This is a genomic window from Delftia sp. GW456-R20 (genome assembly GCF_001622915.1).
GTDB lineage: Bacteria > Pseudomonadota > Gammaproteobacteria > Burkholderiales > Burkholderiaceae_C > Comamonas > Comamonas acidovorans.
Map to the genome: position 1 here is coordinate 887,154 of NZ_LWCN01000005.1, position 25,326 is coordinate 912,479.

At 70.5% G+C, this 25,326-nt stretch carries 24 protein-coding genes; 9 read left to right on the forward strand and 15 right to left on the reverse strand.

Features of this window, described 5'->3' with window-relative positions; all coding sequences use genetic code 11:
* Positions 1–57 precede the first annotated feature (57 nt).
* Complete coding sequence (locus A4F85_RS27880; protein WP_013800520.1) at positions 58–951, reverse strand: LysR family transcriptional regulator; 894 nt, start codon at positions 949–951, stop codon at positions 58–60.
* A 141-nt stretch (positions 952–1,092) separates the two neighbouring features.
* On the opposite strand from A4F85_RS27880, the gene A4F85_RS27885 reads away from it, so the two are divergent.
* Positions 1,093–2,148, forward strand: coding sequence for an NAD(P)-dependent alcohol dehydrogenase (locus tag A4F85_RS27885; RefSeq protein ID WP_063328464.1), 1,056 nt, complete (start codon positions 1,093–1,095; stop codon positions 2,146–2,148).
* Between the two features lie 6 nt (positions 2,149–2,154).
* Here the strand turns inward: A4F85_RS27885 and A4F85_RS27890 are convergent, their stop codons facing one another.
* Positions 2,155–3,093, reverse strand: a complete 939-nt coding sequence (locus A4F85_RS27890) for a LysR substrate-binding domain-containing protein (protein WP_013800518.1) — start codon at positions 3,091–3,093, stop codon at positions 2,155–2,157.
* A 136-nt stretch (positions 3,094–3,229) separates the two neighbouring features.
* Between A4F85_RS27890 and A4F85_RS27895 the strand changes: the two genes are divergently transcribed.
* Both A4F85_RS27895 and A4F85_RS27900 read left to right on the forward strand, forming a co-directional pair.
* Entirely contained in the window at positions 3,230–4,255 is a 1,026-nt protein-coding gene (locus A4F85_RS27895) for a Bug family tripartite tricarboxylate transporter substrate binding protein (protein ID WP_063328465.1), read from the forward strand.
* Between the two features lie 7 nt (positions 4,256–4,262).
* Positions 4,263–5,150, forward strand: coding sequence for an N-formylglutamate amidohydrolase (locus A4F85_RS27900; RefSeq protein ID WP_063328620.1), 888 nt, complete (start codon positions 4,263–4,265; stop codon positions 5,148–5,150).
* 69 nt (positions 5,151–5,219) lie between these two features.
* Here the strand turns inward: A4F85_RS27900 and A4F85_RS27905 are convergent, their stop codons facing one another.
* The 5 genes from A4F85_RS27905 to A4F85_RS27925 all read right to left on the reverse strand — a co-directional run bounded on the left by A4F85_RS27905 (position 5,220) and on the right by A4F85_RS27925 (position 8,990).
* Positions 5,220–5,549: a DHCW motif cupin fold protein gene (locus A4F85_RS27905; protein ID WP_013800515.1), complete on the reverse strand. Its 330-nt coding sequence runs from the start codon at positions 5,547–5,549 to the stop codon at positions 5,220–5,222.
* 63 nt (positions 5,550–5,612) lie between these two features.
* Complete coding sequence (gene cobF / locus A4F85_RS27910) at positions 5,613–6,410, reverse strand: precorrin-6A synthase (deacetylating) (protein WP_063328466.1); 798 nt, start codon at positions 6,408–6,410, stop codon at positions 5,613–5,615.
* A complete protein-coding gene (gene cobM, locus A4F85_RS27915) occupies positions 6,407–7,297 on the reverse strand; it encodes a precorrin-4 C(11)-methyltransferase (RefSeq protein ID WP_063328467.1) in 891 nt (296 codons plus the stop codon). The genes cobF and cobM overlap by 4 nt, the downstream gene beginning before the upstream one ends.
* Positions 7,294–7,791 carry a cobalamin biosynthesis protein gene (locus A4F85_RS27920; RefSeq protein WP_047219211.1) on the reverse strand — a complete coding sequence of 166 codons (498 nt, stop codon included), beginning with the start codon at positions 7,789–7,791 and terminating at the stop codon, positions 7,294–7,296. The genes cobM and A4F85_RS27920 overlap by 4 nt, the downstream gene beginning before the upstream one ends.
* Entirely contained in the window at positions 7,788–8,990 is a 1,203-nt protein-coding gene (locus tag A4F85_RS27925) for a bifunctional cobalt-precorrin-7 (C(5))-methyltransferase/cobalt-precorrin-6B (C(15))-methyltransferase (RefSeq protein WP_063328468.1), read from the reverse strand. Before A4F85_RS27925 ends, A4F85_RS27920 begins: the two co-directional genes overlap by 4 nt.
* Here A4F85_RS27925 and A4F85_RS27930 point away from each other — a divergent pair.
* The gene (locus A4F85_RS27930; protein ID WP_063328469.1) at positions 8,989–9,774 is read left to right on the forward strand and encodes a cobalt-precorrin-6A reductase; all 786 of its coding nucleotides are present in this window, start codon (positions 8,989–8,991) and stop codon (positions 9,772–9,774) included. The two genes, A4F85_RS27925 and A4F85_RS27930, sit on opposite strands and share 2 nt — an antisense overlap.
* Here A4F85_RS27930 and cobJ read toward each other — a convergent pair.
* From cobJ to cobG, 4 genes are read right to left on the reverse strand one after another with little or no spacing between them, the layout of a single operon-like run.
* Positions 9,717–10,541, reverse strand: coding sequence for a precorrin-3B C(17)-methyltransferase (gene cobJ, locus A4F85_RS27935; protein WP_063328470.1), 825 nt, complete (start codon positions 10,539–10,541; stop codon positions 9,717–9,719). The genes A4F85_RS27930 and cobJ overlap by 58 nt on opposite strands.
* Positions 10,535–11,305: a precorrin-2 C(20)-methyltransferase gene (gene cobI, locus A4F85_RS27940; RefSeq protein WP_013800508.1), complete on the reverse strand. Its 771-nt coding sequence runs from the start codon at positions 11,303–11,305 to the stop codon at positions 10,535–10,537. The genes cobJ and cobI overlap by 7 nt, the downstream gene beginning before the upstream one ends.
* On the reverse strand, positions 11,295–11,924 hold the full coding sequence (locus tag A4F85_RS27945) for a precorrin-8X methylmutase (protein ID WP_034397236.1): 630 nt from the start codon (positions 11,922–11,924) through the stop codon (positions 11,295–11,297). The genes cobI and A4F85_RS27945 overlap by 11 nt, the downstream gene beginning before the upstream one ends.
* Positions 11,924–13,174, reverse strand: coding sequence for a precorrin-3B synthase (cobG, locus tag A4F85_RS27950; RefSeq protein ID WP_063328471.1), 1,251 nt, complete (start codon positions 13,172–13,174; stop codon positions 11,924–11,926). Before cobG ends, A4F85_RS27945 begins: the two co-directional genes overlap by 1 nt.
* A 247-nt stretch (positions 13,175–13,421) precedes the next feature.
* Between cobG and A4F85_RS27955 the strand changes: the two genes are divergently transcribed.
* Together A4F85_RS27955 and A4F85_RS27960 are read left to right on the forward strand one after the other, a co-directional pair.
* Positions 13,422–15,185: a methyl-accepting chemotaxis protein gene (locus A4F85_RS27955; RefSeq protein WP_063328472.1), complete on the forward strand. Its 1,764-nt coding sequence runs from the start codon at positions 13,422–13,424 to the stop codon at positions 15,183–15,185.
* Between the two features lie 18 nt (positions 15,186–15,203).
* Positions 15,204–16,337, forward strand: a complete 1,134-nt coding sequence (locus tag A4F85_RS27960) for a FecR family protein (RefSeq protein WP_063328473.1) — start codon at positions 15,204–15,206, stop codon at positions 16,335–16,337.
* 54 nt (positions 16,338–16,391) lie between these two features.
* Here A4F85_RS27960 and A4F85_RS27965 read toward each other — a convergent pair whose 3' ends face one another.
* Entirely contained in the window at positions 16,392–17,102 is a 711-nt protein-coding gene (locus A4F85_RS27965) for a LexA family protein (protein ID WP_063328474.1), read from the reverse strand.
* A 70-nt stretch (positions 17,103–17,172) separates the two neighbouring features.
* On the opposite strand from A4F85_RS27965, the gene A4F85_RS27970 reads away from it, so the two are divergent.
* The 3 genes from A4F85_RS27970 (at position 17,173) to A4F85_RS27980 (ending at position 19,374) form a co-directional block, all read left to right on the forward strand.
* Complete coding sequence (locus A4F85_RS27970) at positions 17,173–17,871, forward strand: hypothetical protein (RefSeq protein ID WP_063328475.1); 699 nt, start codon at positions 17,173–17,175, stop codon at positions 17,869–17,871.
* A 164-nt stretch (positions 17,872–18,035) separates the two neighbouring features.
* Positions 18,036–18,638, forward strand: coding sequence for a thiol:disulfide interchange protein DsbG (gene dsbG, locus A4F85_RS27975; protein ID WP_063328476.1), 603 nt, complete (start codon positions 18,036–18,038; stop codon positions 18,636–18,638).
* A gap of 58 nt (positions 18,639–18,696) precedes the next feature.
* On the forward strand, positions 18,697–19,374 hold the full coding sequence (locus A4F85_RS27980; protein WP_231890638.1) for a glutathione S-transferase family protein: 678 nt from the start codon (positions 18,697–18,699) through the stop codon (positions 19,372–19,374).
* 24 nt (positions 19,375–19,398) lie between these two features.
* Here A4F85_RS27980 and A4F85_RS27985 read toward each other — a convergent pair whose 3' ends face one another.
* The 3 genes from A4F85_RS27985 to A4F85_RS27995 are packed head-to-tail and all read right to left on the reverse strand — an operon-like array spanning position 19,399 to position 25,306.
* Positions 19,399–20,889: an efflux transporter outer membrane subunit gene (locus tag A4F85_RS27985; protein WP_063328477.1), complete on the reverse strand. Its 1,491-nt coding sequence runs from the start codon at positions 20,887–20,889 to the stop codon at positions 19,399–19,401.
* Between the two features lie 5 nt (positions 20,890–20,894).
* Complete coding sequence (locus A4F85_RS27990) at positions 20,895–24,050, reverse strand: multidrug efflux RND transporter permease subunit (protein ID WP_063328478.1); 3,156 nt, start codon at positions 24,048–24,050, stop codon at positions 20,895–20,897.
* 26 nt (positions 24,051–24,076) lie between these two features.
* Complete coding sequence (locus A4F85_RS27995) at positions 24,077–25,306, reverse strand: efflux RND transporter periplasmic adaptor subunit (RefSeq protein WP_063328479.1); 1,230 nt, start codon at positions 25,304–25,306, stop codon at positions 24,077–24,079.
* Positions 25,307–25,326 lie beyond the last annotated feature (20 nt).

Genomic DNA, 25,326 nt, shown 5'->3' on the forward strand with positions numbered 1-25,326 from the left:
CCGCGTATGTCACGGGCGGCAATGCCTACTTCGCCGCTGCGTTGATGGCCAGGCGCCTCAGCCGCGCCAGCGCAGCGCATCGACCACCAGCGAGAACGCGGGCGAGGGCTGCCTGCGGCTGGGGTAGTACAGGTGGTGGCCGTCGAATCTTGGGCACCAGTCCTCCAACACGCGCTGCAGCTGGCCGCTCTGGATCCAGGGCATGACCTCGTCCTCGGGCAGCAGCGTGATGCCCAGCCCGGCCAGGGACGCATCGATCTGGGGCTGGGTGGTGTTGAAGATCAGCGGCCCGTCCACGCGCACATTCATCTTGCGGCCCCGGCGCTCGAACTCCCACACATACAGGCCGCCCGAGGTCACCATGCGCTGGTTGATGCAGCGGTGCGCCATCAGGTCCTGCGGATTCTTCGGAATGCCGTGCTCCGCGAAATACCCGGGCGAGGACACCACGGCCATGCGCAGCGGCGGGCCGATGGGCACGGCGATCATGTCCTTGTCGATGGTGCTGCCCAGGCGCACGCCGGCGTCGAAGCGCTCGGCCACGATGTCGCGGAATCCGTAGTACACGTCGAACTCCATGCAGATGTCCGGATAGGCGAGCAGCAGCGGCGCCAGCCGGGGCAGCAGGGTGCTTTGCAGCATGTAGTCGCCGCAGGTGATGCGCACCGTGCCGCCGGGCTTGTCGCGCAGCGCGGTCAGGGCGTCGAGTTCGGCCTCGATCTCGTCGAAGCGGTGACCTATGGCCTGCATCAGCCGCTCGCCCGCCGCCGTGGGCGAGACGCTGCGCGTGGTGCGCGTGAGCAGGCGGATCTGCAGCCGCTCCTCCAGCGCGCGCACGGTCTGGCTCAGCGCCGACTGGGTGACGCCCAGCGCAGCCGCCGCGCGCGTGAAGCTGCCCTCACGCGCCACGGTGACGAAGGCCAGCAGGTCATTGAGGTTGCGTCTTGCCATGGCCGCAAGCCTAGCGCCATCCATTGATTAGCTGTGCTGATAAGCCCATTAAGCATTGATTAGCTAGTCAGCAGGGCAGGCGGCGGCAAGAATGCCCGCATCCCTTTCCACACCCACCAGGCCTCCCACGAGGAACACCCCATGACCGTCAAAGCCTATGGAGCCCATGCGGGCGACCTGCCCCTGCAATCCCTGGACATCACGCGCCGCGCACCGGGCGCCCACGATGTGCAGATCGAGATCGCCTTCTGCGGCGTCTGCCACTCCGACATCCACCAGGTACGCTCGGAATGGGCGGGCACGCTCTACCCCTGCGTGCCGGGCCACGAGATCGTGGGCCGCGTCTCGGCCGTGGGCGCCCATGTGTCGGGCGTGAAGGCTGGCGATCTGGTCGGCGTGGGCTGCATCGTGGACAGCTGCCGCCATTGCGCGGACTGCGACGAGGGCCTGGAGAACTATTGCGACCACATGGTCGGCACCTACAACGGCCCCACGCCCGATGCGCCCGGCCACACGCTGGGCGGTTACGCGCAGAGCATCGTCGTGCATGAGCGCTATGTGCTGCACATCCGCCACCCCGAGGAACAGCTGGCCGCCGTGGCGCCGCTGCTGTGCGCGGGCATCACCACCTGGTCGCCGCTGCGCCACTGGGGCGTGGGGCCGGGCCACAAGGTGGGCGTGGTGGGCATTGGCGGCCTGGGCCACATGGGCATCAAGCTGGCCCACGCCATGGGCGCGCATGTGGTGGCCTTCACCACCTCCGAGTCCAAGCGCGAGGCGGCGCGCGCCCTGGGCGCCGACGAAGTGGTGGTCTCGCGCAACGCGGCCGAGATGGCGGCGCACGCCAAGAGCCTGGACTTCATCCTCAACACCGTGGCCGCGCCGCACGATCTGGACGCCTTCTTCACCCTGCTCAAGCGCGACGGCACCATGGCCCTGGTGGGCGCGCCGGCCACGCCCCATCCCTCGCCCCAGGTGTTCAACCTGATCATGAAGCGCCGCAGCCTGGCCGGCTCCATGATCGGCGGCATTCCCGAAACGCAGGAGATGCTGGATTTCTGCGCCCAGCACGGCATCGTCGCCGATATCGAGATGATCCGCGCCGACGAGATCAACGCCGCCTACGAACGCATGCTGCAGGGCGATGTGAAGTACCGCTTCGTGATCGACAACGCCACGCTGGCAATGACGCCGTGACGGGTCTCAGGCGGCGGCCGGGTGGATGCCCATGGCGGCGATATCGGCTGCCGCCGTGTCCAGCAGCCAGCGGCGGAACTCGGCAAAGCCGGGCCGGGGCCGCCGGTCGCCGGGCACGCACAGGAAATAGCCGCGCTGCAGCGTGACCGGCAGGTCAAAAGGCACCACGACGGTGCCGGCCCGCAGTTCCTCGCGCACCAGGCAGCGCTGCACCAGGGCCAGGCCCATGTCCGCAATCACGGCCTGGATCAGGATGGACACCTGATCGAACGCCGTGGCGAGGTTGGGCGCCTTGCGGCCGGCGCCGGCCGCGCGCAGCCACTGCGTCCAGTTGCCCGGGGCGGTGGTGTGGTAGAGCAGCGGCTCGGTGGCCAGGTCGCCGGGCTTGCGCCAGGCGCCCTGGGCCAGCCGCTGGGCCATGCGCGCCGGGTGGCAGATGGGCACCATCTCGCGGCCGATGACGTAGTCGCAGCTGCAGTGCGGCCAGTCCTCGGGGCCCAGGCCGGTGAGCACGGCGGCGTCGGGCGTGGGGCCCGTGAAATCCTCGCTCTTGCGGTAGGGCACGAAGTTCACGCGGATGCCGGGGTGCAGCTGCTGGAAGGCGCGCAGGCGCGGAATCAGCCAGGCGCTGGCCAAGGTGGGCACCACCGCCAGGTTCAGCGGCCGGTCGGCCGCGCCCAGGCGCAGGCGGGCGCTGGTTTCCTCGATGGCGGCCAGCGGCTCGCGCACGGCATCCAGCAGTTCCCGGCCCACGGGCGTGAGGTGCAGGGAATGCGCATTGCGCTTGATCAGCGCCAGGCCGTAGTGCTGCTCCAGCCGTGCCACGGCACGGCTGACCGCGCTCTGGGTGACGCACAGCTCGGCCGCCGCGCGCGAAAAACTGCCCAGCCGCGCCGCCGTGGCGAAGGCATGAAGCTCGGACATCGAAGGCGAGTGCAGACGCATGGAATACAGACCCTGAACGGGCATTGGCGGACAGCACAACGGCGCGCCCGAAGCCGGTGCGAGCATGCGCAACAGTCATGCTAGCGGCCAAATTGTCGTTTGGAAGCACGGGCCATGCCACCGACACTTTGTCGTCATGAACACGCCCACATCCCTTCGCTCACCGCTTGGCGCACCGCTTCGTGCACGCCGCAGCACCGTCCTCGCCCTTGGCGCCATCGCCGGCATCGCCCTGCTGGGCGCCACGGCGGCCCGTGCCGAGTTTCCCGACCGGCCCATCCGCCTCATCGTGCCCTTTGCGGCCAGCGGCTCGACCGACCTGGCCGCACGCCTGATCGGCGAATACGCGGCCCGCGAGCTGGGCCAGGCCATCGTGGTGGAGAACCGCGCCGGTGCAGGCGGCTCGCTGGGCATGGAGCAGGTGGCCAAGTCGCGCCCCGACGGCTACACCCTGGGCATGGCCACCATGAGCACGCACGGCTCCAACGCCGCCGCCTACGGCACCCGCCTCAAGTACGACCCGGTCAAGGACTTCGCCCCCGTCAGCAACGTGGCGACCGTGCCCAGCGTGCTGGCCGTCAACGCCAAGTTCCCCGCCAGGACCATGGCCGAACTGCTGGCCATGGCCAGGAAGGAGCCGGGCAAGATCACCTTCGCCTCGCCCGGCATGGGCTCGCTGGGCCATGCCAACGTGGAGTATTTCTCCAGCCTGGCGAAGATCGAGCTGCTGCACGTGCCCTACAAGGGATCGGGCATGGCGCTCAACGACGCCGTGGCCGGCCAGGTGGATGCGATCACGGACAACCTGCCCTCGGCCCTCACCCACATCCAGGCCGGGCGGTTGCGCGCGCTGGCCGTGCTCTCGGACAAGCGCTCCCCCGCCCTGCCCGACGTGCCCACCTACGGCGAGCTCGGCTTTCCGCAGATGGGCAATGGCGGCTGGTTCGGCATCGTCGCGCCGGCAGGCACGCCGGCGCCGGTGGTGCGCCGGCTCAACCAGGCCATCCATGCGGCCATGAAGCAGCCGGACTTCATCAAGAAGATGGAGGACGCGGGTGCCACCCTCATCCCCAACACGCCGCAACAGTTCCAGACCCAGATCGAGCAGGCCGTGGCGCGCTACGCCGCCGTGGCCAAGGTCGCCAAGATCAGCGCGGAGTGAGATGAAGATGCAGGACACCCTCCAGGACCAGGCCCTGTACGTGCTGCACCCGCCAGAGGGCGCCGCCATACCGCTGGTGTGCGATTCGCCGCACAGCGGTGTGCGCTACCCCGGCGATTTCGGGCATGCCGTGCCGCGCTCCGTGCTGCGTGCGGCCGAGGACACCCATGTCGAGGCCCTGTGGGGCGCCGCGCCCGCAGTCGGCGCCACCCTGGTGGAGGCGCTGTTCCCGCGCAGCTACCTGGACCTGAACCGCACGCTCGACGACATAGACCCGGCCCTGCTGGCCACGCCCTGGCCCACGCCGCTGTCGCCCGGGGAGAAGACGCGCATCGGCTCGGGCCTGATCTGGCGCACCGTGAAGAACCAGCCCATCTACGACCGCCTGCTGCCCGTGGGCGAGGTGCAGCAGCGCATTGCGCGCTGCTACCAGCCCTACCACCAGGCGCTGGCCCAGGCCGTGGAGGACACGCACCGGCGCTTTGGCGCGGTCTGGCACCTGAACCTGCACTCCATGCCCAACAACGCCTATGAGCGGCTGCAGATCCGCAGCGAGCGGCCTCTGGCCGACTTCGTGCTGGGCGACCGCGACGGCAGCACCTGCGAGCCCGCCTTCGTCGCCCTGGTGGAGGAATACCTGCGCGGCTGCGGCTACACCGTGGCGCGCAACGATCCCTACAAGGGCGTGCAGCTGATCGCCAGGATCGGCCAGCCCGCGCTGCAGCGGCACAGCATGCAGATCGAGATCCGCCGGCCCATCTACATGGATGAGGACACTCGCGAGCGCAACGCCGGCTTCGAGGCCGTGCGCCAGGACATCACGGGCCTGCTCAAGACCATGGCGGCGTACTTCGAGAGCCATGCGTCCGTCAGGCATTGCGCCGACCGGGCATGAACCCCTGGCATCCCGCGCCGTGCGCCACTGCAGCGCGCTGCAGTGGCCGTGGCGACGGTGTCGGGCGGTTCAGTCCACCACGAAGAGCCTGGCGCCCTTGGGCGAGCGCGAGCGGTGCGGCTCGGCGTTGTCCGCTACCTGGTAGCTCATGCCGGGCGTCAGCGTGAAACGGCGGCCGTCCGCCAGTTCGGTCTCCAGCTCGCCTTCCAGGCACAGCAGCACATGGCCCTTGGTGCACCAGTGGTCGGAGACATAGCCGGGCGTGTACTCCACCGTGCGCACGCGGATGTTGCCGAAGTTCTGCGTGCGCCAGAACGCCTGGCCGGCCTCGGCCGAATGCTCGGTGGGCGCCACGGCGGCCCAGTCGGTGGTGTTGAAGGGGATGTTGTCCATCTGCATGGCGGGATTCCTTGATGAAGGGGGTGTGCAGCTAGAGGGCCGGCGTCGGCAGCAGCCTCGGCCTCAGCCGCCGCGCCGCAGCAGGTAGATATCCATGATCCAGCCATGCCGCTCGCGCGCTGCGGCGCGGGCCTGCACGATGCGCGGGGCGGCCTCGGCCAGCGGGCCGCTGTCCAGCATCTGGCGATCCATGCCCAGGTAGGCGCCCCACCAGATGTGCAGGCCATGGGAGGGCAGCTCGGTGAAGCTGCACTGCCCGTCCAGCATCACCACAGCCGTGTCCACGCCGGGCGGCCAGCCCTGCTCGCGCAGCTGGCGGCCCGTGGTCACCACGAAGGGCTGGCCTATGCCGTTGAGCGCGATCGCATGCGCGGCGCACAGCACCTGCATGGAGCTGATGCCCGCCACCACGCGCACGCTGTGCGGCGCCGGCTGCATGCGCGCCGCGATGCGCAGCGTGCTGTCGTACAGCGCCGGGTCCCCCCAGACCAGCAGGGCGACCTGCAAGGGCTGGCCCGCCGTTCGCGGCGCCAGTCCATCGGCCATGGACCGGGTGATGGCCGCCTGCCAGCAGCGCGTGATGGCCGCATGCCATTCATCGACCTGGGCCAGGTAGTCGTCGCCCACGCTGCGGCGCACGGGCATGTCGAAGCCTTCGATGCGCGGGCCGGGCGCAGTGAGCACGGCATCGCACAGGTCGCGGCGCAGGGCGGCGAGTTCGGCCTTGTCATCGCCCTTGTGCGGCAGCAGGATCAGGTCGGCGGCCTGCATGGCGGCCTGGGCTTCGCGCGTGAGGTGGTCGGGGTTGCCCGTGCCTATGCCGATCAGGCTCAGCGCCACGGGCGGCAGGGCCGCGCTCATGGGGCGGGGTTCCCGAGGGGCACGTCGATCACGGTGTCGCTCCCGGGGTCGCTCACGGTGTCCCTCAAGGTATCCCTCGCGGTATCCAGCGCGGCATTCCCATGCACATCGGTGGCGGGAAAGCGCGGCTCGGTGCCCAGCGGGCGGTAGCGGCGGTCGTAGTCGGCCGCGTAGAGGCGGCTTTCGCCGAAGTCCTCGGCCTGCAGGCTGCGGCCCACCAGGATCAGGGCCGTGCGCTCCATGTGGGTGGCCACGGCCTCGGTCAGGCCGCCGACCGTGGTGCGCACCACGGTTTCGTCAGGCCAGCTGGCGCGCCAGACGATGGCCACGGGGCAGTCGGCGCCGTAGTGCGGCAGCAGCTCGGACTGCACCTTGGCGGCCACATGGATGGACAGATGGATGGCCAGCACAGCGCCCGTGGCCGCGAAGGCGGCCAGGTTCTCGCCCTCGGGCATGGCCGTGGCGCGGCCCGAAGTGCGTGTCAGCACCACGGACTGGCACAGGCCGGGCAGGGTCAGCTCCGCGCCCAGCGTGGCGGCGGCGGCCGCGAACGAGGGCACGCCGGGCGTGACGGTGTAGGCAATGCCGGCCTCGCGCAGGCGGCGCAGTTGCTCGCCCATGGCCGACCAGACGGACAGGTCGCCCGAGTGCAGGCGCGCCACGTCTTCGCCACGCGCCTCGGCGGCCTGGATCTCGGCCACGATGTCGTCCAGGCTCATGGATGCGGTGTTGACGATGCGCGCGCCCGGCGGGCAGTGCGCCAGCAGCTCGCGCGGTATCAGCGAGCCTGCGTACAGGCAGACCGGGCAGGCCGCCATGAGGTCGCGCCCGCGCACGGTGATCAGGTCGGCGGCGCCGGGGCCGGCGCCGATGAAATGCACGGTCATGCCGTTGCTCCTTGGTTCTTGGCCTGGCTGGCGTGGGCCAGGCAACAGTTCAGAGGTCCGCCCTGGCCCACGGCCAGGGCCAGGGTGGCGCTGCCATCGTCCGCGACCAGGCGGGTTACGCTCAGGGCGGAGTGCGGGCCTGCGGCGGCCAACGCCGCCGCCTCGGCCACGCTGCCCGTGCCATAGCGCGCCAGCATGCGCGGCGATTGGGTGACCACGGGCTGCCCGGGCAGTTGCCCTGGCGGCACGCGCACCAGAACGGCCGTGGGCACGACAGCCGCCATCCACGCGGCCAGCGCCGGGTGGCCGGCCTTGGTGTCCAGCACGGCCACGGCGCAGATGGGCTGGGGCGCGCAGGCGCTTGCGTCTGCGCTTTCCGGCAGCTGCGCCTGCGCCCGCTGCCACAGCGCCTGCAGCGCATGGGGCAGTGCGTCGGTGTGCAGGCCCAGGCCCAGCACGCCGCAGCGGTGGGGGATGGCTTCGTCCGGGTTCACCGCCGCCAGCTCCACTGCACCAGCGGCCGCGCAGCCTTCCAGCTGCGCATGCGGCCCAGCGGCTCGGCGCTGGAGATCTCCAGCCGCAGCAGCTGGCCGCCGTGCTCGGCCTGCAGTTGCACCAGCAGGGCCTCGGTCTCCAGCGTCACGGCATTGACCACCAGGCGGCAGCCTGCGGGCATGAGGGCCTGCAGGCGATCGAACAATTCGGCGTCAAAGCCGCCGCCCACGAACACGGCCTGGGGCCGGGCCAGCGCCTGCAGCCCGGCCAGCGCCTCGGGCGCCACGCCCTGCACCACGCGCAGGCGCGCCTGCAGTCCGAAGCGCCGGGCGTTGAGGCGGATGTTGTCCGCACGCGCCGCATGCTGCTCCAGGCTGATGGCCGAGCCACCGGCCAGGCACCACTCCACGGCCACCGAGCCCGAGCCGCCGCCCACATCCCACAGGCATTCGCCGTGGCGCGGCGCAAGAGCCGCCAGGGTCAGCGCGCGGGCCGGGGCCTTGGTGATCTGGCCGTCGTTGGCGTACCAGTGGTTGGGCCGGCCCGGCACCAGCGGCAGGGCCGCGCCGCCCTGGGCGAGCAGGGCCACGGCCACGGGCGCATGGGCCGGATCGGCGGCCAGGGCCTGGGCGGCTTCGGCGGCGCGCCATGCGCGGCGGCGCTCGCGCGGGCCGCCCACGGATTCCATGACCTCCAGGCGGCTGTCGCCCCAGCCCTCCTGCACCAGCCAGTCCGCCAGTGCGGCCACGGCGGCGCCATCGCGCAGCAGCACCAGCGACTGGCGGCCTGGCGACAGGTGCGGCAGCAGCTGCTCCACGTGGCCGGCGTGCAGGCCCAGGCAGACCGTGTCTTCCAGCTTCCAGCCCAGGCGGGACGCCAGCAGCGAAAATGTCGAGGGTTGGGCGTGGCAGCGCCACTCCTGCGGCGCCAGATGCGCCGCCAGTCTGCCGCCCGCCCCGAACCAGAACGGATCGCCCGACGCCAGCACCACCGTGGGCCGGCCACGGCAGGCCAGCACGGGCGCCACGTCAAAGGGCACGGGCCAGGGGCGGCCCCGCTCGCCGGCCTGGGCCAGCGCCAGATGGCGCGGCCCGCCAAAAACGGTCTCGGCCGCGTCCAGCGCGCGCAGCGCGGCGGGCGAGAGGCCGTCCAGGCCGTCTTCGTTCAGGCCCACCAATGTCAACCAGGGATCAGTCATGCCCCATGTTCTCCTGCTGGGCGGCACCAGCGGCGCCAGCCAGCTGGCCCAGGCCCTGCACCGCGCCGGCATTGCCGCCGTGTTCTCGTATGCGGGCGTCACGCAGTCGCCCGTGGCCCAGCCCCTGCCCACGCGCGTGGGCGGATTTGGCGGCGCCCAGGGCCTGGCGCAATTCCTGCGCGGGCAGGCCATCAGCCATGTGGTCGATGCCACCCACCCGTTTGCCGCGCAGATGAGCCGCAATGCCTGCCAGGCCTGCGCCGCCACCGGCACGCCGCTGCTGGCGCTGGAGCGCGAGCCCTGGCAGGCCAGTGTCGGCGATGCCTGGATCGACGTGCCCGACATGCAAGCCGCCGCTGCCGCCCTGCCCCAGGCAGCCGCCCGGGTGTTTCTGGCCGTGGGCCGCAAGCAGCTTGCGGCCTTTGCGGGCCAGCCCCAGCACCACTATCTGCTGCGCCTGGTCGATGCGCCCGAGCCCGGCAGCCTGCCCCTGCCCCACACCACGGTGGTGCTGGGGCGCGGTCCTTTCAGCGCGGCCGATGACGAGGCCTTGCTGCGCACGCACGGCATCGAATGGCTGGTGGCCAAGAACGCAGGCGGCGAGGCCACGCGCGGCAAGCTCGATGCCGCACGCGCCCTGGGCCTGCCCGTGGTGATGGTGCAGCGCCCGGCGCTGCCGCAGCGCCAGCGCACCGGGTCGGTGGCTGCGGTGCTGCACTGGATTGCTCATGGCGTGCTGCCGACGGCGCCGACAGCACCGCCCGCGCCGCCATCCATGCCGTAGTGGCGTGGCGTGTAGACCCAGCGGCCCACGCGGCGCGTGGCGCTGTTGCCCACCAGGACCACGGTGCGCATGTCGGCCATCTCGGGCGTGGCCTCGGCCAGCGTGCATACGTGCAAGTGTTCCTCGGGCGTGGACACGGCGCGCGCGAACACCAGCAGGCGCTGCGGCTCGCAGCGGGTGCGCAGCAGCTGCAGCAGGCGCACAAAGCCTTCGGGCCGACTCTTGGAGCGCGGGTTGTAGAAGGCCATGGCGAAGTCGGCCTGGGCCGCCAGTTCCACGCGCCGCGCGATCACCGGCCAGGGCTTGAGGTTGTCCGAGAGATTGATGCAGCAAAAGTCATGGCCCAGCGGCGCACCAGCGCGCGCGGCGGCGGCCAGCATGGCGGTGATGCCGGGCAGCACCTGGATATCGAGCGCCTGCCAGGCGGCGGCCTGCACCGCATCGACCGATTCAATGGCCTCGAACACGGCCGACGCCATGGCGAACACACCCGGGTCGCCCGAGGACACCACGACCACCTGCCGCCCCTGCGCGGCCAGCGCCAGCGCCTGGCGCGCGCGCTCCAGCTCCACGCGGTTGTCCGAGGCATGCCAGGCCACGGCCTGGCCCTGACCCGCCTGCGCCAGCAGAGCCTGCGCGCGGGACACATAGGGCAGGTAGCCGACCACATCGTCGGCCGCGAGCAAGGCGGCTGCGGCTTCGGGCGTGATCTGGTCCAGTGCGCCCGGGCCCAGCCCAACCACCGTCAGGCGGCCGGCGCTCACCATGCGGCCTCCGGCCGGCGGCCCTGGCCGTGCACGAGCACGATGGCGAAATAGGGGCAGGCGTCGTCGGACACATCGCCCAGGCGCGCGACCTGCTCGCTGTCCGTGGTGCCGTTCTGCACCAGCCAGGCGGCGTCAAGCCGGCCCGTGCGCTGCAGGGCGCGGCGAATGCGCGGCAGGTTGCGGCCGACCTTCATGACGACCAGGGCCTCGGCCGTCTGCATGCGGCGCACCAGCTCGTCTTCCGACAGGGTGCCGGTCATCACGCTGAGCACGTCGTCGCCCCAGGTGATGGGCTCGCCCGTGGCGTGCCAGCAGCCCACCATGCCGGGGATGCCGGGCACCACGTCCAGCGGCACCTGGCCGCGTTCGCGCAGCCGGGTGTACAGATGCATGAAGGAGCCGTAGAGGAAGGGGTCGCCCTCGCACAGCACCACCACCTGCCCGGTCTGCGCCAGCGCTTCCAGGCGCAGGCACCAGTCGTCGTAGAAGCGCGCCAGCAGGTCCACATAGGCGGGGCTGTCCACGGGCAGCTCGGTGGTCACCGGGTACTCCATGGCGTGCTCGGCGGCGCCTTGGGCCAGCAGGCCGTCCACCAGCTGGCGGGCCTTGCCGGGCCGGCCCTTCTTGCGGAAAAAAGCCACCTGGCGGGCGCCGCGCACAAGGCGGTCGGCCTTGACGCTCATGAGTTCGGGGTCGCCCGGGCCCAGGCCCACGCAGACAATGCCGGGCCCGCCCTGGCTGGGACGCGGCTGCCTACTCGACATGGCTGGCCAGTGCGTTGATGGCGGCCACGGTAATGGCCGAGCCGCCCAGGCGGCCATGCACGGCCATGCAGGGCACGGGCAGGTCCTGCATCAGCGCCTGCTTGGATTCCATGGCGCCCACAAAGCCCACGGGGCAGCCGATGATGGCGGCCGGCCGGGGGCAGGCCGGGTCCTGCAGCATGTTGAGCAGGTGGAACAAGGCCGTGGGCGCATTGCCGATGGCCACCACGGCCCCGGCCAGGTGCGGGCGCCACAGCTCCAGCGCGGCGGCGCTGCGCGTGTTGCCCATGTCACGGGCCAGCGCGGGCACGCGCTCGTCCGGCAGCGTGCAGATGATGGGGTTGGCGGCGGGCAGGCGCGAGCGCGTGATGCCCTCGCTGACCATGCGCACGTCGCACAGCACGGGCGCGCCGTTTTGCAGGGCCTGCGCGGCGGCCTCGGCCATGCCGGGGGAGAAGGCCACGTGTGGGGCCAGCTCCACCAGGCCGGCGGCGTGGATCATGCGCACCACCACGCGTTCCTCGACAGGCGTGAAGCGTTCCAGCGCCGCCTCGCGGCGGATGGTGGCAAAGGACTGCCGGTAGATCTCGGCGCCATCGGTTTCGTAGCGGTGCAGCATTATTCTTTTGAAAACAGCAATCCCGGATTGTCTCGCACCGAGGCCAGGGTCCGCTGCTCCTGCGCCCTATCCCCGGCACGGCCATGGCGCACTACGGAATAGACAGGGCCTTCGCCCTCGTCGTCACCTTCTGCCCGCAGCACCACCGTGGCCGGCGCCTGCCGCGCGCAGCCCTTGGCGCATCCGGTCACATGCAGGTGCGCGCCGTGGGGCACCTGCGGCGCCAGCTCCAGCGCCAGGGCCTGCGTGGGACCCAGGGCCTGGGTGCAGCCCGGCGCGCCGGTACAGGCGGATACGCGCAGGCGCGGGTCATGGGCGTGGGTGATCCAGTCAGCGGCGTTGTCCAGCCCTGCAGCCGTCCACCAGCGGGGCAGGTCGGCACCAGCTTCCGCGTTTTCGTCTTCCACCAGCAGCATGCGCCAGGGTGTCACACGCAAAAAGGCCTGCTCAGGCAAGGCGCGCACCAGCCGCGCCAGCGCCACGGCCGGCAAGCGGCCCAGCGGCGCGCCCAGCAGCCAGCCCACGCCGGGCACGGCACCGGGCGCCGGTCCTTCGCCGTGGGCCGGGGCTTCTGTCTCCACCCAGTCCAGTCCGGGGGGCGGCTGCAGTTGCGCCGCCACCGCGGCCATGCGTCCGGGCCGCAAGCCCTGGGCGCGGCGAAGGGAGGCCTGACCGGCAAACCAGCGCGCCAGCGCCAGGCCTGCGGCCACGGCCTGTTCCGCGTTGGCCACGGCCAGCGCGTGGTTGCGTCCATCGGGCTGCACCAGCCAGCCGGTGGCTGTGCGCTGCAGGCGGATATCGGCGGACACGCCCGCCAGCCGGCCCGGCGCGCCTTCCACCGACCAGCCGAACTTGGCCGGCAGGCCGGCCAGGTCATCGGCCGCATCCAGTGCCTGCTGGAGGGCCTGGCCCAGCGCATGGACCGACTCCTGCGGCCGGCATAGCGGGTCGACCACCAGATTGCGGCGGCGCTCGCGGCCCGCGTCGGCGTCCAGCAGGCCCACGGCCGCCAGGGCGCGCAGCACGGCGGCGTGCCGCCCGGGCGCAATGCCGCGCAACTGCACATTGGCGCGGCTGGACAGCTCCAGCGCGCCGTTGCCATGCACGCAGGCCAGGCGCGCCAGACGCCGCGCCTGCGCTGCCGTCAGGCGGCCCAGCGGCGGGCGCACGCGCAGCACCAGCCCATCGCCGGAGGCCATGGGCTGCCAGGCGCCGGGGCACCAGCCTTGGATGTGGGGAGGGGTATGCATGGGGTAGGGGCCCCGACTGTAGCGCCGGCGCACCCGGCATCCCAGGTGCAAGACCCGCATGCGTTCATGAAATGCGGACTTTCTTGATCCAGCCCGCCTGGGAAGCGGGCTGGTAACGCCTAACACCCATCTAGCCTAAATTTGTCAATTCAAGTTGAAATTTAACAATTCACCCTTAGGGTTTTATCAAATTGATCATTTATTTTTGATAGAAACTGATACTTGCACCACCTACCTGGAAAGCGCCATGAATCTCCGCACCTGGACCGTCAAGACCAAGCTCTACGCCGCCTTTACCGCCCTGGCTTTACTGGTCGCACTGGTTTCCGTATCTGCCCTTCATGCGCTGGACGGTTCCGACCGCAACCTGACGCAGTTCGTCGACGGCGTGAACGCCCGCGCCCATCTGGCCGAACAGGTGCGCGCGGCTGTGGACAGCCGCGCCATCGCGGCGCGCAACCTGGTGCTGGTGAACACGCCAGCCGATCTGGACATGGAAAAAACGGCCGTGTACGCCGCCCATGCCGCGGTCAAGTCCCACCTGGACCAGCTCAAGGCCCTGGTGGCCGCGCCCGGGGTGGGCGAGGAGGCTCGCGCCCTGGTCGCCCGCATCGACCAGATAGAGCAGCGATACGGCCCGGTGGCGCTGGACATCGTTTCGCTGGCGCTGCGCCAGCAAAGGGACGAGGCCATTGCCAAGATGAACAGCGAGTGCCGGCCGCTGCTGGCCCAGCTGATCGCGGCCACCGACGAGTACAGCCAGCTCACGCGCCAGCACGCCCAGGTCATGGTGGAGCAGGCCACGCAGTCCTATGTGCAGCAACGCAACATGCAGATCGGCGTGAGCGCGGTCGCCTTCGTGCTGGCCCTGCTCATGGGCCGGCTGATCGCACGCGGCCTGACACGCGCGCTGGGGGCCGAGCCTGCCCAGCTCGGTGAAGTCGCCCGCCAGATTGCCGATGGCAACCTCGACCCCGCACTGGTGCGCAGCGAAGCGCCCGCCGGCAGCGTGCAGGCCTCGCTCAACGCCATGCACCAGAGCCTGGCCAGCGTGGTCAGCGATGTGCGCAACAACGCCGACAGCGTGGCCGTGGCCAGCGAGCAGATCGCCAAGGGCAATGCCGACCTGAGCCGCCGCACCGAGCAGCAGGCCAGCGCGCTGCAGGAAACCGCAGCCTCCATGGACGAGTTGTCTTCCACCGTGCAGCAGAACGCGGACAACGCACGCCAGGTCAACCAGCTCGCGCGCGGCGCCAGCCAGATCGCGGCCAAGGGCGGCACCGTGGTGCAGGAAGTAGTGGGCGCCATGCAGGACATCCATGCCAGCTCGCGCCAGATCGGCGACATCGTGGGCGTGATCGACTCCATCGCCTTCCAGACCAACATCCTGGCCCTGAACGCCGCCGTCGAGGCCGCGCGTGCCGGCGAGCAGGGCAAGGGCTTCGCCGTGGTGGCCGCCGAGGTACGCACCCTGGCCCAGCGCAGCGCGCAGGCTGCCCGCGAGATCAAGCAGCTCATCACTGACAGCGCCACGCGCGTCAGCCAGGGCGCGGAGCTGGCCGACCAGGCCGGCGCCACCATGGCCGAGGTGCTGCAATCCATACAGCGCGTGACCGACCTCATGGGCGAGATCAGCAATGCCAGCGACGAGCAAAGCGCCGGTGTGGCCCAGGTCGGGCAGGCCATGAGCCAGATGGACCAGGTCACGCAGCAAAACGCCGCCCTGGTGGAGGAAAGCGCGGCGGCGGCCTCCAGCCTCAAGTCCCAGGCCCAGCGCCTGGTGCAGGCCGTGGCCATCTTCCGCCTGGGCGACCAGGACGGCGCGGCACAGCAGCCGCGTTTGCAGGCGCCGCTGCCGGCGTCCGTGCCCACCCGCGCGGCCACGGCATCTGCGCTGGCCCCGGCCAGGCCTGCGCCGGCACAACCCTCAGCCGGTGCGCGCCCTGCACGACCTGTACGCCTCGCTGCGGCCAAACCGTCTGCCGAATCGCAGGACTGGACCAGCTTCTGAGGCCGGGAATCCGCACGCATGCGCCGCTACCGCTCCTGCACCGCTCCCCTGGACAAGGCTGCGCAGGTGCGCGAACTGGAAGAGTTCTTCCGCGGGCAAAACCCCATCGACCTCGCTGCGGCCGACTGGCACACGCGCATGGAGCAAGGCCTGACCGCCGAGGAAGAAGCCGAATTCACTGAATGGCTGGCAGCCAGCACGGCGCACGAGGCCGCCTTGCGCCACCTGGGCCAGAGCCTGGCGGCAGCGCGGTCCACTCCCCCCGAACAGGTGGCGCGCCTGCGCGCGGAGCAGGCACGCCGGCGCTCGCAGTCGGCGCCTCACGCACACCCGGAACCGGCCCCGCAGCGCCCGTCCTCCGAAGAGCGCCAAGGCTGGAGCTGGTCCCGCCTGCTGCCGCGCCCTGCCCTGGCGGCCCTGTGCTGCACGGTGGCCCTGGCCGTGGGCGTGGGCTGGCACCAGTGGCAGCAGCAGCCCACCTTCACCAGCAGCCACCTGACCCCACGCGGCCAGGCCAGGACCATCACCTTGCCGGATGGCACCGCACTGTCCCTGGATGCCGATACCCAGGCGCAGGTAACTCTGTACCGCGACCGGCGCGAGGTGCGCATCACGCAAGGGCAGATCCTGTTTGCCGTGGCGCCCGACAGCGACAGGCCCTTTCATGTGCTGGCCGGCCCGGCGCGCGTCACCGTGGGCGGCACGCGGTTTTCCGTGCGCTATCGCGCCACGGGCATGGAGGCGGGCAGCGCCCAGGTGGCCGTGCAGGAAGGCCATGTGCGCGTGGCCAGTGCGCAAGGCACTGCAGCCGCTGGCGCCGCGCCCGCCGCCCTGGTCGCTGGCCAGGCCCTGAGCGTGTCGCCTGCAGGCGTGCTCGGTCCGGTGTCGGCTGTGGCGCCCGGCAGCATTGCGCTGTGGCGCAAGGGACTGATCCGCTTCGAGAACACGCCCCTGGCCGACGCCCTGGCCGAGCTGGAGCGCTACGGGCCGACCGGCCTGGTGGTGCACGACCCGGCCGTGGCGGCCCTGCGCATTGGCGGCAGCTACCAGACCAGCCGCCCCGCCGAGTTCGCACGCATGCTGGCCCAGATCCTGCCCGTCACTCTGGTGGCCGGGCCCGATGGCCAGACCGAGATTGCCGCTGCGCCTTGAGCACGGAGGCGGGGCGCCGGGGCCGCGCGGCGGTCTATCGAAACAGCTCGGTCGTCAGCTTCCCCGCAGCCGGCGCCGGTGTTCGACCACCGTGCCCAGCAGAACCAGCCGGTTCCTGTCGCTGCGCAGCACGGCATGGTCTTCGTTGAGCGGCACCAGATCAAAGACCTCGATGCCGTCCTCTCCCACACCGCGCACGCGGTACTTTCTGAGCAGCACCTGCCGCTTGCCATTCCTGGCCAGCACATGGTCGCCGGGCCGGGGGCTGGCCTGCGGATCGATCAGCACGCGGTCGCCCTCGCGCAATTCAGGCGACATGGCATCGCCCTCCAGCGCAAGAAAAAACGCACCGGGCGATGCGTTGTCCTTGCCGAATTCGATGTCCAGGGTTTCAGCAGACTCGGGGAATGCGCCGTCATCTGCCAGGGCTGCAGCCTGGGCATGCGAGAGAACGGGATATTGCCGCAATCCTTTGGGAAACTCCGGCAGATTGGTGCCGGGCGTGTCCCCCTCTGGAAGCAGGGCCGGCAAATCGGAAACCATCTTCACCAGCCTGGGACTGATTTCGAAAAGCGAAACCTTCAAGCCCTTGGCATACGCAATGCCCGCCTCCAGGCTGATGGGCCGGTTGCCGCTTTGGTGCTGGGAGACCATGGAGGAGCCGCCAGGAATGCCTGCCTTCTCTGCGAACTCGGCCTTGCTTTTCACGGTAGAGAGCAGGCGCTTGAGGTTCGCTGCCTCTTCGTCGGTGGTCCAAACTTTCATGTAGCGATGCTAATAATCGAAGGAATTAGCAATGCTTTTCATTTTTTGATAGCTATGCTAAATTTTTCCCATGAAAAACGCAGCCAGCAAAACCCTGTTCCACCGTTTCATCCCCGGCCTGCGCTTCCACTCGTTCTGGTACTACCAGGCACGCGGCTCCACAGGCAGGGTGCGCTGGGCGCGGCTGCCCATGGTGTCAGATGCCTGTGCACAGGCCGATCCCCATGGCGCCTGGTGGTGTGCGCAGCGGTGCGCCGCCGTTCTGGCGCAGCGGCCATGGCGGTCCATGCAACTGCCGCCCGGCCTGCCCGCGCAGCCGGATGCCCGCCAGATGGCGCATGTCCTGCAGCAATGGCTGCCGGGCTGGAGCGCTGCGCCGGCCAGCGTGCAGGTCTGTGCCCACGCGCTTGAGAACGGCGGCAGCGCGCTGCTGCAGTTGCATGTCTGGGCCAGGAGCGCGCCCAGCATTCTTTGGGCATGGGTGGTTGGGGTGGAGGTCCAGGCGCGCCAATCCCTTCAGGGGCTGGCGCCAGGCAGCCTGCAAGCCGGGCACCTGTCCCCGCGAGCCCTGCTGATCGTTCCCTTCGGCCAGGACATGCCCTGGGCCACCGGCCATACCGCCCGGGTACGCCTGCATGCACGGGGGCCTCAACTGCGCGGGCCGCATGAAGTGGTGGCGCAGGACGGCTGCTGGTTTGAAGACAGTGGCCTGGATGCCGTGTTGCTGAAGCCGGTCTTGCGCGTTCAGGATGAGCGCGTATCCCTGTGAAGGGCCAGATGGGGCCAGATGGCGCAAGCGATTTCCTATAACGATGGAACGCGGCGCATGCACTCCGACTCACACCGTCCGCAGCTGTTGCCACAGCACCAGGCGCTGCACCCTTGTCGCGCAGCGCCGCACCCTCATTCATTCAACCGTTTCAAGGAGTTCCCATGCATCTTCAACGCACCGTCCTTTTTGCAGGCATGGCTGCCAGCCTCTTTCTGGCGGCGGGATGGGCCACGGCCGCAGAAGGCCCTGCCACGGCCCAGGCCCCCCAGGCCAAGGCTCAGGCCGCCAAGCCGGCGGGCGACACCGTGCAGGCGCAGCTGGAGGCCTCCACCTGGGTGCCCGATGGCAAGGCCGATGCGCCGCGCGTGATCTACACCTTCACCGACCCCAACTGCAAGTACTGCCACAAGTTCTGGGACGCCGCGCGTCCCTGGGTGGACGCAGGCAAGGTGCAGCTGCGCCACATCCTGGTGGGCGTGATCCGGGACGACAGCCCGGCCAAGGCCGCCGCCATCCTGCAGGCCCCGGACCGCGCGGCCGCACTGATGGAGCACGAGAAAAAGTCCGCCCAGGGCGGCATAGCCCCCGCCTTCAGCGTCAGCCCCGACGTGCGCAAGACGCTGGAGGCCCACCGCAAGCTGATGATGTCCCTGGGCTTCCGTGGCACGCCGGGCATCGTGGTGATCGACAGCCAGGGCGGCACCAAGAGCTATGGCGGCATGCCGCGCGATGCCGCCCTGCCCGAGGTGTTCGGGGCGCTGTGAACGCGCTGCCGTGAACGGGACGCCAGGTGATGCCCACACCTCGGCAGCCGCGAGTAGCATGGCCGGCAGGATCACCACTGCGGAGAACGCCACCATGCTCAAGCTCTATGGTTTTTCCAGGGTCAATGCCGGCGCGCGCGGCCGCACGCGCGATCTGCGCGTACTGTGGGCACTCGAAGAGATGCAGCTGCCCTTCGAGATCGCGGGCATGGACCATCCCGCGCACGACCTGAACACCGAGGCCTACCGCCGGCTCAGCCCCTTCGAGCAGATTCCTGCGCTGGACGATGACGGGCAGGTGATTTCGGAGTCGGCCGCCATCGTGCTGCATCTGGCCAGGAAGTGCGGCCGGCTGATGCCCTCCGATGCAACCGGCGAAGCACAGGTGCTGCGCTGGTGCTTTGCAGCCATGAACACGGTGGAGCCCCCGCTGCTCAGCCTGATGGTTCTGGACTGGACGGCCGATGGCAGCTGCGGCAAGCACCGCAAATTCCTGGTGGGCTGGGCGCATCGCATGCTGGGCAACCTGGAGCGCTGGCTGGACGGGCGCCGCTTCATTGCCACCGACGAATTCACGGTGGCCGACATCCTGATGGCGCATGTGCTCGCCTGCATCCCGGACCGCACGCTGACCGCGCCCTGCCCCGCCGTGGTGGCCTACCGCGACAGATGCCTGGCCCGGCCCGCCTGGCAGCGGACCCTGGCTGCCTACAACGCGCGGGTGGAGGCGGCGTAGCCGGGGCTCAGGGCTGCTCGGTGCTCAGGGCTGCTGGAAGGCCGCCACAGGCTGGAACTGCGGTGGTGGTGGCGGCGGCGCAGTCCAGCTGCCGCCGAGCACGCGGAACAGCTGGGCCAGCGCCAGCTGCCGCTGGGTCACGGTATCGATGTAGGCGCTTTCATTGGCGAAGGCGTTGCGCTGTGCGTCCAGGTAGCGCAGATGGTCGTCCACCCCCGCCTGGTAACGGGCCTGCGCCAGCCGCAGGCTTTCGCAGCTGCTGTCGCGCAGCGCCAGGCGCGCGGCTTCCTCGCGGCGCAGCGTGTCGGTGGCGGCCAGGGCGTCGGCCACTTCGCGGAAGGCGGTCTGGATGGCCTGCTCGTAGGCGGCCACGGCCATGTCCTTGCGCAGCACGGCCAGGTCGAGGTTGGCGCGGTTGCGCCCCCCGTCGAAGAGGGGCAGCGCGACCTGGGGAGTGAACGACCAGGCGCGCTGGCCCGGGCGGAACAGGTCGGACAGATCGGCGCTGGACGATCCCAGGAAGCCGGTGAGCGAGATGCGCGGGAAAAAGGCCGCGCGCGCCGCACCAATGTCCGCGCTGCGCGCGCGCAGCCGGTGCTCGGCCGCCTGGATGTCCGGGCGGTGGATGAGCAGTTCGGAAGGCGTGCCGGCCGACAGGTCCTGCAGCAGCATGGGTACGTCGGACGACTTTGCCGACTGTGCAGACCGTGCGGACCCTGCGGACAGGTACGGCCCCAGATCTTCCACGCCCGTCAGCAGCAGCAGGGCGTTGCCGGCCTGGCGCAGCTCGCGTTCGCTGCGCTCCACGTCGGCGCGGGCCTGGGCGGCCAGGCCCAGGGCGTCCTGGTGATCCAGAGCCGTGGCCGTGCCCGCCTGGCGCCGCTGCGCGGTCAGGCGCAGCGAGGATTCACGGCTTTGCAGCGTGTGCTGCGCCAGTTGCAGGCGGCGCAGGGCCCCGTCGCGGGACAGGTAGGCCTGCACCACTTCGGCACCCAGGCTGATGCGGGCGGCGCGCGCGGCCTCTTCAGTGGCCAGGTACTCGCCCAGGGCGGCTTCGGACAGGTTGCGCACGCGGCCGAACAGGTCCAGCTCGAAGGCGGCCAGCCCCAGGCCGGCCTGCCAGCTGCCCTGCACCTGCGGCTGGCCCGTGGCATTCATGTCGCCCGGCAGGCGCTGGCGCGTGCCGCCGCCCTGCAGGCCCACGCCCGGCAGGCGGTCGGCGCGCTGCACCTGGTACAGGGCGCGTGCCGCCTCCACGTTGAGCAGGGTCTGGCGCAGGTCGCGGTTGTGGGCCTGGGCCAGGTCCACCAGCTGGCGCAGCTGGCGGTCGGCGATGAAGCTGTTCCAGTCCAGCGTGGCCGCCGACGAGGACAGCACGGGCGCCGCATCCTGCTGCGGCCACTGCGTGGGAATGGGCGCCTGCGGACGCTGGTGGACCGGGGCGAGGGAGCAGCCCGCCAGCACCAGGCTGGCGGCCAGGGCGCACAGGGCGCGTGGGAAGAAGTGCATGGACATGGCGCTTACTCCGTGAAGGTTGCCGGGGCCTGCAGGGCAGGCGGGGTGCCGGCCGGCGCCTTGCGCCGGAACAGGGACAGCACCCAGACGAAGAAGACGGGAACGAAGACCACCCCCAGCAGCGTGGCCGACAGCATGCCGCCGATCACGCCGAAGCCGATGGCGGCCTGGCTGGAGGCGCCCGCGCCCGAGGCCAGCGCCAGCGGCACCACGCCCAGGATGAAGGCCAGCGAGGTCATGACGATGGGCCGAAAGCGCAGCCGCGCCGCCTGCAGCGCGGCCTGCGCCAGGCTGTGCCCCTGCGCATGCAGGTCCCTGGCGAACTCCACGATCAGGATGGCGTTCTTGGCCGCCAGGCCGATGATGGTGATCAGGCCCACCTTGAAGTACACGTCGTTGGACAGGCCCACGGCCGAGGTGGCAAGCACCGATCCCAGCGCGCCTATGGGCACGATCAGCATCACGGCGGCGGGAATGCTCCAGCTCTCGTACAGGGCCACCAGCAGCAGGAACACCACCACGATGGCCAGCGCGAACAGCTTGGGCGCCTGGGCACCGGCAGCTTTCTCCTGGAAGGACAGGGCCGTCCACTCGTAGCCGATGCCGCGCGGCATCTCGGCCATGATGCGTTCCAGCTCGGCCATGGCCTCGCCCGTGGTGTGGCCGGGCCTGGCGTCGCCCGAGATGCGGAAGGCCGGATAGCCGTTGTAGCGCGAGATCTGCACCGGCCCGCTTTCCCAGCGCACCGTGGCAAAGGCCGACAGCGGCACCTGCTGCCCGCTGGCGTTGGGCACGTGCAGGCGCAGGATGTCCTCGGGCCGCGCGCGGGCCTGCGCATCGGCCTGCACCACAACGCGCTGCAGGCGGCCCGCGTTGGGAAACTCGTTGATCACGGCCGAGCCGTAGGCCGTGGACAGGGCGGTGTTGATGGCGCTGAAATCCACGCCCTGGGCCTGCGCCTTGCGCCGGTCGATGTCCAGCCGCAGCTGGGGCGCATCCTCCAGGTTTTCCATCATGGCGTAGGCAATGATGGGCGAGGCATTGGCCTTGGCCAGCAGCTGGTCGCGCGCGGCGATCAGCGCCTCGCGGCCCAGGTTGGCGCGGTCCTGCAGGCGCAGCGCAAAGCCGCCGGAGTTGCCCAGGCCGTCGATGGGCGGCGGGTCCACGGCCATGACGGTGCCGTCGGACAGGCGGGCAAAGCGCTGGTTGAAGTCCTGCACCTCGTCCCACGACGCCTGCCCGGCGCCGCGCACCGACCAGTCCTTGAGCGTGACGAAGGCCAGGGCCGCGTTCTGCCCCATGCCCGAGAAGCTGTAGCCCATCAGGAACTCGGCCTGGGCCGTGGCGGGGCGGCCCTGGATGTAGTCCTCCATGTCCTTGACCATGGCCTTGGTGCGCTCCGTGGTGGCGCCCGGCGGCAGCTGCACGCCGACGATGTAGTAGCCCATGTCCTCGTAGGGCACGAAGGATTCGGGCATGCGCGTGTACGCCACGCCCAGCCCGGCCACGATGGCGGCATACACCAGCATGCAGCGCCCGGCGCGGCGCACCAGCCGCTGGTTGAGCAGGTCAAAGCGCTCGGTCAGGGCTGCGAAGCGGCGGTTGAACCAGCCGAAGAAGCCCTTGCGCTCGGCGTGGTGGCCCTTGGCAATGGGCTTGAGCAGCGTGGCGCACAGCGCCGGCGTGAAGGTCAGCGCCAGCAGGCCCGAGAACAGGATGGACACGGCCAGCGACAGCGAGAACTGCCGGTAGATCACGCCCACCGAGCCGCTCATGAAGGCCAGCGGCAGGAACACGGCCACCAGCACCAGGGTGATGCCGACGATGGCGCCCGAGACCTGCTGCATGGCCTTGACCGTGGCGGCCAGCGGCGACAGCCCCTCCTCGGCCATGAGGCGCTCCACGTTCTCCACCACCACGATGGCGTCGTCCACCAGGATGCCGATGGCCAGCACCATGCCGAACATGGTCATCATGTTCACCGAAAAGCCCAGCGCATACATCACGCCCAGGGTGCCGGCCAGGCAGACGGGCACGACGATGGTGGGAATCAGCGTGTAGCGCAGGTTCTGCAGGAACAGCCACATCACCAGGAACACCAGCGCCACGGCCTCCACCAGGGTCTGGATGACCTTGCCGATGGCCACTTCCACGAAGCGCGAGGTGTCATAGGGCACGGCGTACTGGATGCCGGCGGGGAAAGTCTGCGACAGCTCGGCCAGGCGCGCCTTGACGGCCTTGGCGGTCTGCATGGCGTTGGCGCCGGGCGCCAGCTGCACGGCGGCGGCCACGCCCTGGCGGCCGTCCTCGCGCGAGGAAAAGCTGTAGTCCAGCTGGCCGACCTCCAGCCGCGCCACATCGGCCAGGCGCACGGCCGAGCCATCGGCCCTGGCACGCAGCACGATCTGTCCGAACTCCTCGGGCGAGGCCAGCGTGCCCTTGACGGCAATGGTGGCGCTCAGCTCCTGGCCGGGCCCTGCGGGCGAGGCGCCAAAGCTGCCGGCCGGCACCTGCGCGTTCTGGGCGGCGATGGCCGCGTTCACGTCCGCCACCGACAGGCCGTAGCCCAGCAGCTTGCCCGGATCGACCCAGACGCGCATGGCCACATCGGCCGCGAAGAACTGCACCTTGCCCACGCCGGGCACGCGGCGGATCTCGTTGTTGATGTTGCGCACGGCGTAGTCGGACAGGGCCACCTCGCTGTTGCCGCTGCCGCCGCTGCCGTCCTTGTAGGTCAGCGAGTAGATCATCAGGAAGTTGGCGCTGGCCTGCTCGACCTGCAGGCCCATCTGCATCACGGACGCGGGCAGGCGCGCCTCGGCCTTCTTGATGCGGTTTTGCACCTCCACCTGGGCCAGCGCGGGCTCGGTGCCCGGGGCGAAGGTGGCCGTGATCTCGGCCAGGCCCGTGGAGCCGCTGGAGGAGTCGAAGTACAGCAGCCCCTTGGTGCCGTTGAGCTCCTCCTCGATGACGCTGGTCACCGACTCCATCACCGTGGTGGCGGAGGCGCCCGGGTAGTTGGCGGTGATCGAGATCTGTGGCGGCGCCACGTTGGGAAACTGGGAGACGGGCAGCGCCGGTATGGCCAGCAGCCCGGCGAGCATGATGAAGATGGCCACCACCCAGGCGAAGTTGGGGCGGTTGATGAAGAACTTGGACATGGTCTATTCCTTGGGCACGCGCCGGCTCAGTCGCTGGACGTGGCGGAGCTGCCGGAGGCGCTGAAGGTGCCGGACAGCCCCGCCGTAGGGGAGGCCGCGGCATCGGAAAGGGCCGTGACCTGAACCCGCGCCCCGGGCTGCAGGCCTGCCATGCGGCCCACCACCACGCGCTCGCCGCCCTTGAGGCCTGCGCTGATCTGCCACTGCGCGCCATGCATGGCCGCGGTCTGCACGGGGCGCATCTGCAGCGTGTCCTGGCCATCCACCACCAGCACGTGGGCCTGCCCGTCGGTGCTGCGCTGCACGGCCCGCTGCGGCACCAGGATGGCGGCAGGGTCCACGCCCTGGCCCACGGTCACGCGCACATACATGCCGGGCAGCAGCATGCCGTCACGGTTGTCGAAGCGCCCGCGCAGCGCCATCTGGCCGGTGCCACGGTCCACCGTCACATCCGAGAACAGCAGTTGCCCCGTGCGCTGCAGGCCCGTGCCGTCCACCTTCAGGGAAACCGGCGTGCCGTCCTTACCCGCCGTCTGTGCCAGGCGGCCCTCGGCCAGGGCCGCGCGCAGGCGCTGGGCTTCGGCCACGGGCTGCTGGAAGTCGGCATAGACCGGGTCGAGCTGCTGGACCAGCGCCATGGGCGTGGCCTCGCCCTGGCCCACCAGGGCGCCCTCGGTGACCAGCGCACGGCCGATGCGGCCCGCGATCGGCGCCCTGACCGTGGCGTATTCCAGGTTCAGGGCGGCCGCCTGCACCTCGGCCTGGGCGGACTGCCGCGCGGCCTGGGCCGCCTGCAGGCGGGCCTGCATGGCCTCGAAGTCCTGGCGGCTGACCGCCTCCTGCGCCACCAGCGGCGCGTTGCGGCCGACCACGGCACGCGCATCGAGCAGGGCCGCCTCGGCGCTGGCCAGTTGGCCCTGGGCGCGGGACAGGGCGGCGCGCAGGGGCGCCGGGTCGATCTGGAACAGCACCTGGCCGGCCCGGACGTCGGCGCCTTCCTCGAAATGGCGGCGCAGCACGATGCCGGCCACCCGCGCACGCACCTCGGCCACGCGCACGGGCTCGATACGGCCCGGCAGCTCGCTGGACAGGGCCAGCGGCGCGGGCTGCACGGTGACGGCCTGCACCACGGGCAGCGCGTCACCTGCTGCGGCCGGAGCCTCGTTGCGGCCGCAGCCCGCTGCCAGGACGGCCAAGGCGGCCAGCACCAGGGCCGCCAGCGGCAGGCCACGTCGCTTGTTCAGACGCATGCTCATGTTCACAACCTGATTGAGTT